At 46.3% G+C, this 14,159-nt stretch carries 15 protein-coding genes; 7 read left to right on the forward strand and 8 right to left on the reverse strand.

Annotated elements, in window-relative coordinates:
• The first annotated feature begins 11 nt into the window (after positions 1-11).
• Together FD971_RS07685 and FD971_RS07690 are read left to right on the forward strand one after the other, a co-directional pair.
• Positions 12-962, forward strand: coding sequence for a TAXI family TRAP transporter solute-binding subunit (locus FD971_RS07685; protein ID WP_215333735.1), 951 nt, complete (start codon positions 12-14; stop codon positions 960-962).
• Between the two features lie 106 nt (positions 963-1,068).
• On the forward strand, positions 1,069-3,081 hold the full coding sequence (locus tag FD971_RS07690) for a TRAP transporter permease (RefSeq protein WP_215333737.1): 2,013 nt from the start codon (positions 1,069-1,071) through the stop codon (positions 3,079-3,081).
• 76 nt (positions 3,082-3,157) lie between these two features.
• Here FD971_RS07690 and FD971_RS07695 read toward each other — a convergent pair whose 3' ends face one another.
• On the reverse strand, positions 3,158-4,291 hold the full coding sequence (locus tag FD971_RS07695) for a mandelate racemase/muconate lactonizing enzyme family protein (RefSeq protein WP_215333739.1): 1,134 nt from the start codon (positions 4,289-4,291) through the stop codon (positions 3,158-3,160).
• A gap of 114 nt (positions 4,292-4,405) precedes the next feature.
• On the opposite strand from FD971_RS07695, the gene FD971_RS07700 reads away from it, so the two are divergent.
• Both FD971_RS07700 and FD971_RS07705 read left to right on the forward strand, forming a co-directional pair.
• A complete protein-coding gene (locus FD971_RS07700; RefSeq protein WP_215333741.1) occupies positions 4,406-5,332 on the forward strand; it encodes a 3-hydroxyacyl-CoA dehydrogenase NAD-binding domain-containing protein in 927 nt (308 codons plus the stop codon).
• 71 nt (positions 5,333-5,403) lie between these two features.
• Positions 5,404-6,858, forward strand: coding sequence for a M23 family metallopeptidase (locus FD971_RS07705; protein WP_251368609.1), 1,455 nt, complete (start codon positions 5,404-5,406; stop codon positions 6,856-6,858).
• 86 nt (positions 6,859-6,944) lie between these two features.
• Here the strand turns inward: FD971_RS07705 and FD971_RS07710 are convergent, their stop codons facing one another.
• Positions 6,945-7,385 (reverse strand): universal stress protein, encoded by a 441-nt coding sequence (locus tag FD971_RS07710; RefSeq protein ID WP_215333743.1) that lies wholly within the window; start codon positions 7,383-7,385, stop codon positions 6,945-6,947.
• Positions 7,386-7,473: 88 nt separating this feature from the next.
• Here FD971_RS07710 and FD971_RS07715 point away from each other — a divergent pair, with 88 nt between their 5' ends.
• A complete protein-coding gene (locus FD971_RS07715) occupies positions 7,474-7,875 on the forward strand; it encodes a DUF2177 family protein (protein WP_215333745.1) in 402 nt (133 codons plus the stop codon).
• 13 nt (positions 7,876-7,888) lie between these two features.
• Positions 7,889-9,526, forward strand: a complete 1,638-nt coding sequence (locus FD971_RS07720; protein WP_215333747.1) for a SulP family inorganic anion transporter — start codon at positions 7,889-7,891, stop codon at positions 9,524-9,526.
• Here FD971_RS07720 and FD971_RS07725 read toward each other — a convergent pair.
• A complete protein-coding gene (locus FD971_RS07725) occupies positions 9,523-10,254 on the reverse strand; it encodes a sulfite exporter TauE/SafE family protein (RefSeq protein ID WP_215333749.1) in 732 nt (243 codons plus the stop codon). The genes FD971_RS07720 and FD971_RS07725 overlap by 4 nt on opposite strands.
• 81 nt (positions 10,255-10,335) lie before the next feature.
• On the opposite strand from FD971_RS07725, the gene FD971_RS07730 reads away from it, so the two are divergent.
• Positions 10,336-11,094 carry a helix-turn-helix domain-containing protein gene (locus FD971_RS07730; protein ID WP_215333751.1) on the forward strand — a complete coding sequence of 253 codons (759 nt, stop codon included), beginning with the start codon at positions 10,336-10,338 and terminating at the stop codon, positions 11,092-11,094.
• A gap of 12 nt (positions 11,095-11,106) precedes the next feature.
• Here FD971_RS07730 and FD971_RS07735 read toward each other — a convergent pair whose 3' ends face one another.
• Genes FD971_RS07735 through FD971_RS07755 form a run of 5 tightly spaced genes read right to left on the reverse strand, consistent with a single transcriptional unit; the run spans position 11,107 to position 14,146 of the window.
• Entirely contained in the window at positions 11,107-11,367 is a 261-nt protein-coding gene (locus FD971_RS07735) for a hypothetical protein (RefSeq protein ID WP_215333753.1), read from the reverse strand.
• Positions 11,364-11,567, reverse strand: coding sequence for a FixH family protein (locus FD971_RS07740; RefSeq protein ID WP_215333755.1), 204 nt, complete (start codon positions 11,565-11,567; stop codon positions 11,364-11,366). The genes FD971_RS07735 and FD971_RS07740 overlap by 4 nt, the downstream gene beginning before the upstream one ends.
• 30 nt (positions 11,568-11,597) lie before the next feature.
• On the reverse strand, positions 11,598-13,055 hold the full coding sequence (gene ccoG, locus FD971_RS07745) for a cytochrome c oxidase accessory protein CcoG (protein ID WP_215333757.1): 1,458 nt from the start codon (positions 13,053-13,055) through the stop codon (positions 11,598-11,600).
• 3 nt (positions 13,056-13,058) lie between these two features.
• The gene (gene ccoP, locus FD971_RS07750) at positions 13,059-13,982 is read right to left on the reverse strand and encodes a cytochrome-c oxidase, cbb3-type subunit III (RefSeq protein WP_215333758.1); all 924 of its coding nucleotides are present in this window, start codon (positions 13,980-13,982) and stop codon (positions 13,059-13,061) included.
• Entirely contained in the window at positions 13,979-14,146 is a 168-nt protein-coding gene (locus tag FD971_RS07755) for a cbb3-type cytochrome c oxidase subunit 3 (protein ID WP_114653815.1), read from the reverse strand. The genes ccoP and FD971_RS07755 overlap by 4 nt, the downstream gene beginning before the upstream one ends.
• Positions 14,147-14,159: the final 13 nt, after the last annotated feature.

The raw sequence follows: 14,159 nt of genomic DNA on the forward strand, positions 1-14,159 counted from the left end.
AGGAGACAAAAATGAAACTAATAAAAGTAATTGCTCTATCGCTCACTATGTTGTTTAGCGCAGCACAAGCACAAAATATTTCAGTAGCAACCGGCGGTACTGGCGGCGTTTATTACCCAATGGGTGGTGGACTTGCCTCAATACTCTCCAGCAAGGTACCTGGAATGTCTGCAACCGCCGAAGTGACTGGTGGCTCAGTAGACAACCTGAACCTCATCGGCACAGGCAAACCTTACGTTGGCTTCTCAATGGCCGATGCCGCTAAAGATGCTAAAGATGGCGAAGGTAAATTCACAAACAAGAAAATCGATTTGCGCACACTCTTAGTGCTATACCCAAATCTCATGCACGTTGTAACAGTGGACTCTACTGGCATTAAGTCCATGAAGGACCTTAAGGGCAAGCGCATTAGTACAGGCGCCCCTGGTAGCGCAACCGAAGTGATGGCTTTTCGTCTGTTAGAGGCTGCTGGCCTTGATAAAGACAAAGACGTCAAACGCGAGCGTTTGAGCGTAGCCGAGTCCGTCAATGCGGTAAAAGATCGCAAAATTGATGCTTTCTTCTGGGTTGGTGGCTTACCAACTGCAGCAGTTACCGATCTTGCCAATAGCCCTGGCATGAAAATCGTCATGATTGATAACGCCGCTGAAGTCGCTGCCATGAATAAGAAGTACGGCAACCTGTACTTTGCTACAGACATCCCAAAAGAAACCTATAGCGGTATGACCAAAAACAATAAAGTAGCTGGCGTCGCCAATATCTTGGTAGTTAATGCCAATATGCCTGATGATGAAGCCTACAAAATTGTGAAGGCTGTCTTTGATAACAAACTTGAATTGGTTCGCACTCATAAGGAGTACATCAACGTAACCCTTGAGAATCAAAAGCAAAGCTCCACACCAATCGCATATCACCCAGGTGCAGCGAAGTATTTCAAAGAAAAGAACGTAAAGTTAAATTAATTTAACTGAATCCCATAATCAGGAGTGCACACCAGCACTCCTGAGTCTTTTGATGATTAAGTATTAGTAGCACTAAAAAAGCTGTATATAAAAAATAGGTAGAGACATGACACAAGCTGTGATTGATAACGAAACACAAGAAAAATTAGATGCCTTCATCAAACAAGAGGAAGGTGATTCCAATGACTACAAAGGTCTCTTGGCCAAGTTCATCACCTTGGTGGCGGTTGGCATGTCACTCTTTCATCTATATGCCGCTTACTCGATTGTTCCAACCCAGCAACTGCGTGTTATCCACGTAGCCTTAGTACTGTTTTTAGTTTTCCTGAGCTTTCCAATTGCAGCCCGATTTAAGAACCGCCTCATGTGGTGGGATATCTTATTTGCTGTCGGGTCAGTGGTTATCGCCTATTACATCCTCAGCGGTGGTGACGATCTTTTTGATCGGAATACCGCCCCGAATTCAACTGATGTGATGGTTGGCGTCTTTCTCATCGCCCTAATCCTGGAGAGCGTCAGAAGAACCAATGGCATGGTCTTGGTAGTAGTGACCTCACTCTTCTTGGCGTACGCCCTCTTTGGTAACTACTTACCCGCCCCATGGACACACAAAGGCTATGACCTTGATCGCCTAGTTGGTTACATGTACATGACGCTGGAAGGCATTTATGGGACTGCAGTTGACGTATCAGCCACCCTCATTATTTTGTTCACCATTTTTGGCGCCTTTCTCCAGTTCACAGGTGCAGGCAAATTCTTTATCGACTTCTCTTTTGCCGCAATGGGCGGTAAATCCTCTGGTGTTGGTAGAACAATCGTTCTTTCTTCATTCTTATTGGGCGGCCCATCAGGTTCTGGTGTAGCCACTACTGTTACCGTTGGTTCGGTAGCTGCTCCAATGCTCGATAAAGTCGGTTACGAAAAAAATGCGGCCGGTGGTTTGCTGGCCGCCGGTGGTTTGGGTGCAATCATCTCCCCGCCAGTACTCGGCGCAGCAGCATTCTTGATCGCTGACTTTTTAAAGATTTCATACTTAGATGTGTTGCTGATGGCAACCATTCCAACCATTTTGTTTTACCTTGGCCTATTGGTCATGGTGGAAATTGACGTACGAAAGTACGGGATGAAGAACATCCAGTTCAAAGCAGCGGAATCTGCCTGGCAGCTCACCAAAAAATATTGGTTCCACTTCTTCTCATTGATTTCGATTGTGGTCTTCATGATGTTTGGCTTCTCGCCCGTCATGTCGGTATTTTGGGCGACTGTCGTATCAGCACTCTCCAGCATGCTGCGTCGCGATACCGCCATCATTCCTTGGGAATGGTTCCAGGGTAAAGAGAAAATTTTCTCTGGCTTGTACAACTCCAACCTCACTAAAGCGCTGGCATCCGGCTCCACAGGCGTTCTAGCGATTGCAGTGACCTGTGCTGGCGCCGGTTTGATTGTTGGCACCGTCACGTTAACTGGTTTAGGCTTGAAGTTCAGCTCCATCGTCATTCAGTATGCGGGTGGCTCACTCTTGCTTACCGCTATCTTCACAGGTCTCGTGGTTTGGGTTGTCGGACTTGCCGTTCCAGTGACTGCGTCTTACATCATTTGCGCCGTGATCGCGGCACCTGCCTTAATCAATCTTGGCGTTCCAGAATTTGCAGCGCACATGTTCATCTTTTATTACGCCGTACTTTCTGAGGTATCCCCTCCTACAGCGTTATCACCTTTCGCTGCAGCGGCAATTTGTAAAGGCAATCCCTATAAGACAACCTTGCAAACCTGGAAGTATGTTGCTCCAGCGATTTTGGTCCCCTTCATGTTCGTACTCGACAAATCCGGCGTGAGCTTATTGCTGATGGGCTCTACCACCGCATTAGAGCAAGCCGATTGGTCACAGATTGCTTGGATCTCATTCACCGCTGTAGTGGGCATCATCTGTTTGGCTGGCGGCCTACAAGGCTGGTTTATCGAAAAGACCAAGGTCTTCGAACGCATCATTATGGTGATTTCTGGTGTAGCACTTTCTTATCCATCGACCGAGGCTGATGTCATTGGATTTGTAGGGTTTGGTTTGGTGCTGATTACTCAGTCAATCACCCATTTCAAATTGAATCCGAAATCCAGCTAAGAAAATTTAGCTACGTCAGGACATAAAAAATCCCGCCTCATGTGCGGGATTTTTTATTGCTAGGAATTTAAATCCATTACACAATCTTTGTCCAAGCAGTCTTGCCGGCATACTTTTTAATCGCCGCCTCATCAAACTCAAAACCCAATCCTGGAGTTTTATGCAAAATCAAATCTCCATTCTTAAAAGTCAATTGCTTGTTAATCAATCTGCGGAAGTTTAGGACCTGATCATCAAGGAAAAACTCTACAAACCGCGCATTTGGAGTTGCCGCAACTAAAGGCGCATGGAGGTCATGCATCCAGTGTGGGCAAACAATCACACCTTTTAAATCTGCGTAGGCTGAAATACGACGCCACTCCGTAATGCCGCCACATACCGCAGCATCGGACTGCAAAATAGCCGCACCGCCAGCATCAATCAGCTCTCTAAAGCGCCAGCGTCCCGCTTCCATCTCACCAGTGGCAACATTGATCTTAGTTTGACGAGCCAAGGCTGCATGTAAATCAATTGCGTCTGGTGAAAATGGCTCTTCAATCCAATATGGGTTGTAGGCCTCAAAACGACGAATATATTCCAGGGCGGTCGGCAGATCACGCCAAGCATTATTGGCATCCAGGGTCAGTAAAACATCCTCACCTACGGCCTTACGAGCGGCCTTAACGCGTGCCTCTTCCTCTCTTGGGGATAAGCGCCCTACTTTCATTTTGACGGCCTTAAAGCCCTGTTTCACGTAGGACTCCATCTCCTTACCCAACATAGCAGGTGTTTTGCCATCTAAATAGTAGCCACCACTGGCGTAGGCTGGAACGCGGTCGTCTACGACTGACCCCAAATAGTGGTGAAGGGGCAACTTGGCCGCACGGGCATTCAGATCCCAGAGTGCCGTGTCCAGAATAGAGATGCCGCGCATAACAGCGCCAGCGCGCCCTTGCAAAATAGACTCGTTGTACATATCCATCCACAGACCCTCACTGCGATGGCTATTTTGACCAATGAGTTTTGGGGCTAGTAATTGCTCTACGGCAATCTTGGCAATATCCCCGCCTGCACTACCTACATAACAAAAGCCAATGCCCTCATTACCATCCTTGCCGCGCACTTTAACCAAGCAATAGTGACGCTCTGATACCGTCCGAGTAGAAAAAGAGGTGACCTTATCCAGGGGCACCGCGACGGCAGCTACTGATACTGACTCAATAATAGGCATGGAGACTCCTGTATTCAAAAAATTATTGTAGCCATTATTGAAAATAGATGACGGCTCCTGAATAGGGAATAATGGGTCGCTATTGAACTTATTTCATTTACAAATTGAGGCGCTATGAGCAAAGTCGTTGTAATCGGGACGGGCACCATGGGAGTGGGGATTGCTGCTAGCTTTCTAGCTTTTTCTGCCAACACGATCTTGCTGGGCAGGGATATACAGAAAGCAAGGCTCAGCCTTTCTAAAGTGGAGGCTTGTACCGACTCTATTAACCCTGCATGGCGTGACAGTGGAGCTCAACTCACGGCTGGCACGATAGCGGATTGGTCCGATTGGGAGAATACCGATCTCATTATTGAAACTATCTCTGAGCGCCTAGATCTTAAAAAAGCAATTTTTAGTGAGCTTGATCAACGGGTACCACCCAACATTCCGATTGGTAGTAATAGCTCAGGATTTCCAATTAGCGATATTGCACAAGGCCTTAAAACAAGCCATCGCATGTTTAACACCCACTACTTTATGCCAGCTCATATTGTTCCTTTGGTAGAGGTAGTTTTGGGCGAAAAGTCGGATCCTCAAATAGCAGAGCAGATTTGTAATCTGTATCGCATTCATGGCAAGAAGCCAGTATTGGTCAAGCGAGATATTCCGGGTTTTCTAGCCAACCGAATTCAACACGCATTAATGCGCGAAGCACTCTCTTTAGTGCAAGAGGGCATTGCCTCTCCGGATGATGTAGATACTGCAGTACGCTATAGCTTTGGCTTTCGCTATGCAGCAGTTGGCCCGATGACTCAAAAAGAAATCTCCGGATGGGAGGGTATGGCACTTGCTGCAGAGGTCATCTACCCATCCCTCTCCAACATAACAGAGACACCTGCTTGTGTCATGGATCTGGTGAGTAGTGGAAAAACAGGCATGGCTAAAGGTGCAGGCTTTAGAGAATGGTCGCCAGAAGAGGTGGCTCAAATGAAGCAAGTCTATGAGATGCGACTGAAGGCAGCATTTGAAGTGTTAAAAATAGCACCTGAATTGAATTAATCCAGAATTGCTGCGATACAGCACACCCCAAAATACCGTGATCTGTCAGGACAATATTGGATAATTGGGGTGTGAAGAAAAATGTCGATGAGCGGCCCCTCTTTTTGAAAGGGGTAATTAAAGTAATTGGATTTACCCTAGTTGGCCTGATTCAACTGCCAGGGTTGGAACTCGTCTCTAGTGCGCTGGCACAAACTACAAGTCAAAATAGCAAAGCGCCCCAAGTAAAGCAAAAGGTCGTAGTTCAAAATAATAAGCAAGCCGGCCTCAAAGTAAATAGTGGCTCGCTCAATCAATCCTCTAAAAGCATGAGCCTCAATCCCGAGTTATTTAAACGGATTGAGGGCGTGTACAGCAGTGAAGGTAACTCAAATCTAGATTACCGCGTTCAGCGTGGCTGTCTACGTCGTAGCTATAACGAAGAAAACCTCCCTGAGAATCTCGGTCTTAACGATCGCAACTTGAATGAATTCTTTAAATCCCAAACCAAAGGATTTTTTGATCGGATGCGGAGCAACTGCATTCCTTACGCCCTGGCTCTGGGAAGTCGTAATCGCTTTGAATCACTGAGCATCATGAACGGCCCTATTCAGGATGCGAAGACAGAGATTTGGACTTTCACTCCTTCAGCTGCCGGTAGTTTTTTGATTCAGCAAGATTATTTAAAAGATGAATCCAAGCGCTTTACTGAAATTCAATTACCACTGAGCGATGTCTTATATGATCCCAAAAAAGTAGGTGATAAATTGCCCGTGGAACTCATTTGGGAATTGAATTCTGTGATTAAACAGATTTACCCAGAAGAGAACAGCGCCCTTGAAAACACCAACAGCATAGTGCGATTAATTGTGGACTTTGGCGACAAGGAGCGCTGGGCACAAATATGGGCAGCTGAAATTATTGACCCAGCATCTGGCGAAGTCTTTTCCAGCGCATTTTGGGTTGAGAGACGAGATATCCCCGGTGGTTTTTATACTGCCAGTGGAGAGTCAATTGAACGCACCTTCTGGACAAACCCCCTGAGCTATCGACGCATTTCTAGAGGTGTTGGTAGTGTGAGAGCTTCTAGCAAAAAGGTGGCTCCATCTAAAGGCGCAAATGCGGCTGTGGCAGCGCCAAAGCAACGGTATCGCACCCACATGGGAATTGATTATTCTGCACCAATTGGGACGCCTATTTTTAGCGTAGCTACTGGCAAGGTCGTGCATTTAGGCTTTAGCGGCGCATTTGGCAACCTCATCATCCTTGAGCATCCCGGGAACTATCGCACTTACTACGCACACTTAAGTAATTACAACGCCGAGCTCGAGGTGGGTAACGAAGTGCGACGCGGTCTAGAAATTGGCTATGTTGGATCGACTGGACGCTCTACCGGCCCTCACCTACACTTTGAATTAAGAAAAGATGGGGTCTATGTTGATCCCTATGGTGCTAAAACTGAATTGGATCTGTGGAATATGCGTGACAGTGATAGTGGTCTACTCACTCGAGAAATTTTATTGCTAGGTACACCTCTCAAGAATTGAGTAGCGTTTTATTTAATCAAGTTAGAAATGAAAAAAGGAGCCGATCAGGCTCCTTTCTGTTTTCAGCGTCAGCTATTAAATTAGCACTAACCGAGCACCAATACAGGCAACTTGGAGTGCACGATTACCTCATGGGTTTCGCTGCCCAACAAAACACCCTTGATACCGGTACGTTTATGGGATGCCATCACAATGACATCAGCCTTGGCCTTCTTAGCGCCTTCCAAAATACCTTCAGATAAATTGCTATCGGCGATATGAAGCGTATTGACTTTAATGCCGGCGCCCAAAGCAATAGCGGCTTTTTTAAAGACATCAGCAGCGAATGCCTCGCACACTTTCTTATGATCTTTTTGAGAGATGCCATAACCCATAGTGCTATCGGAATACACCATCGGCGGCATTGGGTCAGAAACATAAACCAATGTCACAGCAGCCTTATCTGCCTTAGCGAGCTCGGCAACCTTCTTTAATGACTTTTTACTCACATCTGAACCATCAACTGGTACTAATAAGTGCTTGAACATATTGACTCCTGTTAAATTAAACCCTAATGCCTTTCATTCCATCATAATCCTTATTACCTGTCTGTAAAAGCATAAAAAGGAAACTGAATTGCTCAAGTACTTAGCGGTGTATTTTTCATTTTTACTATCCTTGGTCGTCATTGATTTGATATGGTTGCTTGGCATAGCCAAAAACCTCTACCGCGACGATATGGGTTCACTTATGGCCAGCGAACCCAAGCGACTGGCTGGACTTGGCTTTTATCTACTGTACGCTCTTGGCGCATCGATTTTTGTCATTCTGCCAGCAATCTCAAAACAGTCTTGGCTGTATGCAGCGCAATATGGCGCCCTATTTGGCTTCTTTTGCTACATGACTTACGACCTCACCAACCTCGCCGTCATCCGCGACTTCCCCATGCGATTAGCATTTGTGGATATTGCTTGGGGCTCAGCAGTAACGGCACTATCTACCACCATTGCCTACTGGGTTAGCAGTCGTATAGCCTAAGAATCTTTCTCCAATGAATCTCTTTCACCCAAAACTACTCGATGCTTTTAAGGGCTACAACGGCGCCCTTTTCAGTAAAGACGTATTAGCAGGCATTACGGTTGGTGTGGTTGCATTGCCTTTGGCAATGGCTTTTGCAATTGCTAGTGGACTTAAGCCAGAAGCGGGTATTTTCACCGCCATTATCGCGGGTGGACTCATTTCTCTATTGGGTGGTAGCCGCGTGCAAATTGGTGGGCCAGCTGGCGCATTCATTGTGATTGTGTACGGCATTGTTGATCATTATGGGATTGCCAATTTACTCTTGGCGACTGCCATGTCTGGAGTGTTTTTATTTCTCATGGGAGTCTTTCGCCTCGGGACATTAATTCGATTCATTCCAGTGGCTGTCATTATTGGATTTACTAACGGCATCGCTGTACTGATTGGTTTATCTCAAGTCAAAGAATTTTTTGGCCTACAAATTACCAAGATACCTGCTGAATTTTTTCAGGCAGTTCAGACTCTCTATGCTGCCGCCGATACAGTAAATCCAATCGCTCTAATGTTATCGATGGGGAGTCTTGTTCTTTTAATTATCTGGAGGGCTTTTCAAAAACATCTTGGCTATCTGAGTCAAATGCCAGGAACGGTAATTGCAATGGCGCTGGCTACCGTTATCACCAGTGTATTCAATCTTCCGGTGGATACGATCGGCAGTCGTTTTGGTGGCATTCCATCAGGACTCCCTAGCTTTGAATGGATTCCTATCAGCTGGAGCACTGCGCAGTTTGTCATTGCACCTGCCATCACGCTTGCCTTACTTGGTGCAATTGAGTCACTCTTATGTGCCCGTATTGCGGATGGACTCATTCATGATCGGCACGAATCCAACCAAGAGCTCATGGCTCAAGGCGTTGCTAATTTGGTTACTCCGTTTTTTGGTGGGATGCCAGCCACCGGAACCATTGCAAGAACAGTGACCAATATTCAGAGTGGCGCTAGCACGCCAATTGCCGGCATTGTGCATTCGCTAACCTTGCTCCTCATTATTTTGTTTGGGGCTCCGCTCGCAAAAAATATTCCCTTAGCTAGTCTGGCTGCCATCCTCATGTTTGTTGCTTGGAACATGGGTGAGTGGAGAAAGTTTGCAGATCTTAAACAATTTCGCCTGCCTTATCGCATGACCATGTTGAGTGTATTTTTTCTGACTATCATTCTCGACCTCACCGTTGCCATCCAAGTGGGCCTGCTCTTAGCATTTATTACTTTCATCTATCGCATCTCCAGCTTATCTCGCTATGAATCAGCAAGTGCCGTCGACTTTCCTGAACTTCAGCAACACCAAGGCAGCGTTGCTGTATTCAGAATCTATGGCGCCATCTTTTTCGGAGCGGTAAAAATTCTGGAGAATATTGAAAACGAGTTACCCTCAAAAGCATTGGTGCTAGATTTAAAGAACGTAATCTATATTGATGTTTCTGGAATGGATGCCCTACTCGAGCTGGAGGCAACCTGCAAATCTAGGGGCATCAAGCTCCTGATTTGTGGCCTGCTACATCAGCCTTATGACATGGCGGTCCGAGGCGGTCTCCTTGAAAGATTGCCTGATGATGGTATCTACCCAGACTTACAACACGGTATTGCCGCAGCAATCAGTCAATCGCATTAACTAATACAAAAGCCACCCTTGAGCAAAGCTTCAGGCAAATACCAGGCGCGATAAAGACCAAATATTCCCGCAGATAATAGGAGCCCTGCAGCAATATATCTCACCCAAATGTATTGGCCAAATTGGGTCAATGCTGCCGAAAATTTAGAGATCAGCAAGAGATTGGGCAACGTGCCCAATCCAAATGCCAGCATGAGTCCAGCCCCCGTTAAGACATCTCCCGATAGAAAAGCAAGCGGCAAAACACTGTAGACCAGACCGCATGGAACTAGCCCCCACACCATGCCACTGAACCATCGGGATGTACGACCTGTAAAACTCCCTAAATATTTAGCCCAGTAGCCAGCGACCCGGACACCAAGCCACTTTCCAAGCAATAGGGGGCTATTCGATCTCTGGCGCAAAAGACGCAAGCCCATCACCAACAAAATGAGTGACGTAAAAGCAAACAAGGGGCGCTGAATCGGCACCACATTTTGCTGCCAAAGAACGGCTCCAGCCCAAGCGGCGGCGGCCCCCAATAAAACATAGGTCGTCAGGCGCCCGAAGTGCATGATGAGTTGAAGATAAAACAGCTCAGATTTACTTTGTAATGGGGTAAAAACCGCCTCCCGAGAGTCTCCTTGGCGCTCAATCGCAGCTGCTATTCCGCCACACATTAAGGCACAGTGCCACCCGCTGACAAGCGCCCCCAAAAAGACGGCCAAGAGAAGGCTGGAAGTCAACATTTAGACTCCCAGCACTGCAGGGAAATATGAAAATTGAACATTATCCGAGTAGAATAAACTGATCTGGTAACTAGATCCAATATGAATTACACCAACTCAGATGTCCCAAGTAGCAAATGCTCAGTCTGCGTACTGGGTCAGTTTTGCCTGCCAGTCGGGATCAGTCCAAGTGATATTGCCAAGATCGATACCCTTGTAAAAGAGCGAGTGCACCTACAAAAAGGGGAAAGCCTCTACCGTCATGGTGACCCACTGTCTGCAGTTTATAGCGTTCGTTTTGGAACACTAAAGACTGAGTATGGCCTCGAAGATGGGCGTCAACAAGTGATTGGCTTTCACCTTCCAGGGGAGATCCTGGGGCTTGATGGGATTGGTGAGGGTAGCTATCAATCTGAAGCGATAGCACTTGAAGAAAGTGAAGTCTGCATCATTCGCTATGAAGCCTTTGAAGATTTAGCACGTCAAATTCCAGTACTGCAGAAACAGTTCCACCGCATTTTGAGCCGTGAACTCACACAAGATCAACGCCACCTACTGTCATTGGGAAGCTTGCGTGCCGAAGAGCGCTTAGCAGCCTTCTTATTGAATCTTTCTCAACGCCTAGCTGCCCGTGGCTATCTCAATAATGAGTTTGATTTACGCATGAGTCGCGTAGAAATTGGTAGCTACTTAGGTATCCAGATTGAAACGGTTAGCCGTATGCTCTCCCGCTTTGCTGAATCAGGCCTGATTCAAATTAAGCAACGTCATATCAAGTTGATCGATATGGATGGCCTTTATGAATTAGCCAGCATCCCCAACCCAGACCGTGCCGTTCAAATCAAGCCGATCAGCGCTTAAGCAATACCAGCTTTAAATCAAGCCGCGGTCGGAACCCTTGGTCCCATCTGCATCAATACCAGGCAGGATATAGGCAGTTAAAGCACTTGAGAATGAGCAAAATATCCAAATGACAAAAAATCCAATGGTGTAAATACCTTCATCGGAAATGTTTGGGTGATAACCAAAAAATAATAGCTCAGCAGGATGCACGATACTAAAGAGCAAGCCTTCAGCCAAAATTGAAACCAAAAATGATGGCCACATGATCCAAATAAATAGACGGTACTTCATTTGCGATCCTGCTCTACTTTGAGTTGCTCTACTTTCAGTCCGCGCTTAACAACGCCATCACGCACCGGCTTATCTGAATACAGATTAACGGCCAAATAAATAGTAATCACACAGCCAATCGCAGCTACTGCTGGGCCGCTAATTAGTAACCAGGGCCAGAGCTGTTTAAACCAAGGCTTATTTGTTTCATGTTCTGACATATTCATCCTCTCCATCTTTTGCTATCTAGCTTAGCGGGGAACAATAAAGCTGGATTTTTCATCGCGCACTCTGGTGACTAACTCATTACCAGACATCTCTTGGCCAATCACATCAAAATGAATTGGGTAGTTACCAGGCTCGTGCGCACCAACAGTTGTACTTACTTTAACCGGAATCAATAGATTGCTGGCTGGACTTACTTCAACTTCAGTAACAAGTTGCCCCTGGGAGTTCAGAATTCTCAAGTCATCCAACCCAGTTGCCTTTAACTGCACTTTCATACTATTTTCAGAAGCGTTCATGATCTGAATGCGGTAGATATTCTCAATACGAACCCCATCCACCTCTCGAGCCAATGCCCCGCGGTCACGCATCACATCTACCCGTAATGGATTACGGGTAAGCAAAGAAACCAGGAAGGCACTTGTAAGCACTGTAATGAAAGCCATGTAAATCAATACGCGGGGACGCAAAATATGGCGTATTGCACTTTGATTGGTTTCTTTATCCTCAATAGCGCGCTCAGTTGTATACCGAATCAAACCTTTTGGATAATCCACCTTCTCCATCACTTGATCGCAGGCATCAATGCAAGCCCCACAACCAATACACATGTATTGCAAGCCATCACGAATATCAATGCCGGTTGGGCAGACCTGCACGCAAATACTGCAATCTACGCAATCACCTAAACCCAGAGTGGCATGATCAGCGGACTTACTACGACTACCTCGTGGTTCACCGCGAACCTTATCGTAGGTAACTAAAAAAGTATCTTTATCAACCATGACGCTTTGGAAGCGTGCATACGGACACATGTATTTACAAACCTGCTCACGCATGAAACCAGCGTTGCCCCATGTTGCAAAGCTATAGAAACACAACCAAAAGGTTTGCCATGGCCCTAGCGATAAATGCAAGATAGCCGTAGCAAGGGTTTCAATTGGCGTGAAATAGCCAATGAAAGTAAAGCCAGTCCAGAAGGCAATTAGTAGCCATAGGAAATGCTTGGTGATTTTGAGGCGCCACTTGCGAATACTCCATGGCCACTCTTCGCCATCTAAGCGAATACGAGCAAAACGATCGCCCTCAACCTTACGCTCGATCCACATGAAGATTTCGGTATAGACAGTTTGCGGACAAGCGTACCCACAAAATAATCGACCGGCGATGGCGGTAAATAAGAAAAGGGCTAGTGCGGAAAGGATCAAGAGGAGCGTGAGATAGATCACATCCTGTGGCCACAACACTAAGCCAAAGATATAAAACTTACGCTGAATTAAATCAAAGAGTACGGCTTGACGGCCATTCCAGCTGACCCAAGGCAAGCCATAAAACAATAATTGCGTTGCAAATACTAAGATGAAGCGCCAACGGGCGAATAGCCCGCTTACAGAACGAGGGTAAATCTTTCGCCGGACCTCGTAAAGAGATTCCTCTATGACATCAATAGGAATAGGCTTCCCAACCGGCGAATGATCTGACACTGTTTATTTAGCTGTCGCAGTCTTGTTGTTTGACAAGCCCCAAACATAAGCAGTTAAGAGATGAATTTTTTCAGGACTCAATACTTTGTCTTGGGAAGGCATCATTGCCATGCGACCTTTAGTCACAGTCTCAACAATCGTTGCCTCTGATCCACCATACAACCAAGTCTTATCCGTCAAGTTCGGCGCACCTAAAGCGATATTGCCTTTGCCATCCGCACCGTGACAAGCCGCGCAATTGGACTTAAATACTTCTGCACCGCGTGCTGCTTTTAAGTCATCCGCAGGCAAACCTGAAAGGCTACGTACATAGTTAGCCACATCCACGATTTGCTTGGCATCAAGCTGTGGGAATGGAGGCATGACACCTGCACGGCCATTAATTAATGTAGTTTTGATATTTTCTGGGGAACCGCCATAGAGCCAGTCGCCATCAGTCAAATTCGGGAAGCCTTTTGCACCACCCGCATCTGAACCATGGCACTGAGCACAAGAATTCAGGAACAAGCGTTGACCCATCTCACGAGCCTTAGGATCTGCTGCCACTTGCTCAATATCCATCTTCACGTACTTGGCATATACCGGCTTCAACTCATCATTCGCTTCTGTCATAGAGCTCATCAAAGCACCGTCAGTGGAATAACCCACAACGCCAGGGAATGAGCCTAAGCCTGGGAACAAAACCAAGTAAACCAATCCAAAGATGCAAGAGAACAAGAACATCCACATCCACCAACGCGGCAATGGATTATTGAGTTCGCGCAAATTGTCATCCCAGACATGTCCAGTATCAGCTACTGCGCCATCGGCTGTGTGAACTACCTTAGCTTTACGCTGAGAAAACAAAAGCCAGATACACCAAACAATACCGACTAATGAAACCAGCGCGATGTAGTTGCTCCAACCGTTATTAAAAAAGTCACTCATGATTTGTCCTTACTAAATTCATCTGGAAGATCAAATGGAAGTTCAGCTGATTCTTCATTAGCCGACTTTCTACCTGGAGACCAAGCCCACCAAACAATCCCAACAAAAAAGACGAGTCCAATGACTGTTGAAAAAGCGGAGAGATAAGCTGTGATCTGTTCCATTTGATTTATATAG

It is taken from the genome of Polynucleobacter sp. AP-Ainpum-60-G11 (genome assembly GCF_018688375.1).
In the GTDB taxonomy this organism is placed as follows: Bacteria; Pseudomonadota; Gammaproteobacteria; order Burkholderiales; family Burkholderiaceae; genus Polynucleobacter.

What these genes read in the sequence shown, in the direction of transcription:
- FD971_RS07685 (WP_215333735.1), top strand. Translation starts at nt 12, where the DNA reads ATGAAACTAATAAAAGTAATTGCTCTATCGCTCACTATGTTGTTTAGC.
- FD971_RS07690 (WP_215333737.1), top strand. Translation starts at nt 1,069, where the DNA reads ATGACACAAGCTGTGATTGATAACGAAACACAAGAAAAATTAGATGCC.
- FD971_RS07695 (WP_215333739.1), bottom strand. Translation starts at nt 4,291, where the DNA reads ATGCCTATTATTGAGTCAGTATCAGTAGCTGCCGTCGCGGTGCCCCTG.
- FD971_RS07700 (WP_215333741.1), top strand. Translation starts at nt 4,406, where the DNA reads ATGAGCAAAGTCGTTGTAATCGGGACGGGCACCATGGGAGTGGGGATT.
- FD971_RS07710 (WP_215333743.1), bottom strand. Translation starts at nt 7,385, where the DNA reads ATGTTCAAGCACTTATTAGTACCAGTTGATGGTTCAGATGTGAGTAAA.
- FD971_RS07720 (WP_215333747.1), top strand. Translation starts at nt 7,889, where the DNA reads ATGAATCTCTTTCACCCAAAACTACTCGATGCTTTTAAGGGCTACAAC.
- FD971_RS07725 (WP_215333749.1), bottom strand. Translation starts at nt 10,254, where the DNA reads ATGTTGACTTCCAGCCTTCTCTTGGCCGTCTTTTTGGGGGCGCTTGTC.
- FD971_RS07730 (WP_215333751.1), top strand. Translation starts at nt 10,336, where the DNA reads ATGAATTACACCAACTCAGATGTCCCAAGTAGCAAATGCTCAGTCTGC.
- FD971_RS07735 (WP_215333753.1), bottom strand. Translation starts at nt 11,367, where the DNA reads ATGAAGTACCGTCTATTTATTTGGATCATGTGGCCATCATTTTTGGTT.
- FD971_RS07740 (WP_215333755.1), bottom strand. Translation starts at nt 11,567, where the DNA reads ATGTCAGAACATGAAACAAATAAGCCTTGGTTTAAACAGCTCTGGCCC.
- ccoP (WP_215333758.1), bottom strand. Translation starts at nt 13,982, where the DNA reads ATGAGTGACTTTTTTAATAACGGTTGGAGCAACTACATCGCGCTGGTT.
- FD971_RS07755 (WP_114653815.1), bottom strand. Translation starts at nt 14,146, where the DNA reads ATGGAACAGATCACAGCTTATCTCTCCGCTTTTTCAACAGTCATTGGA.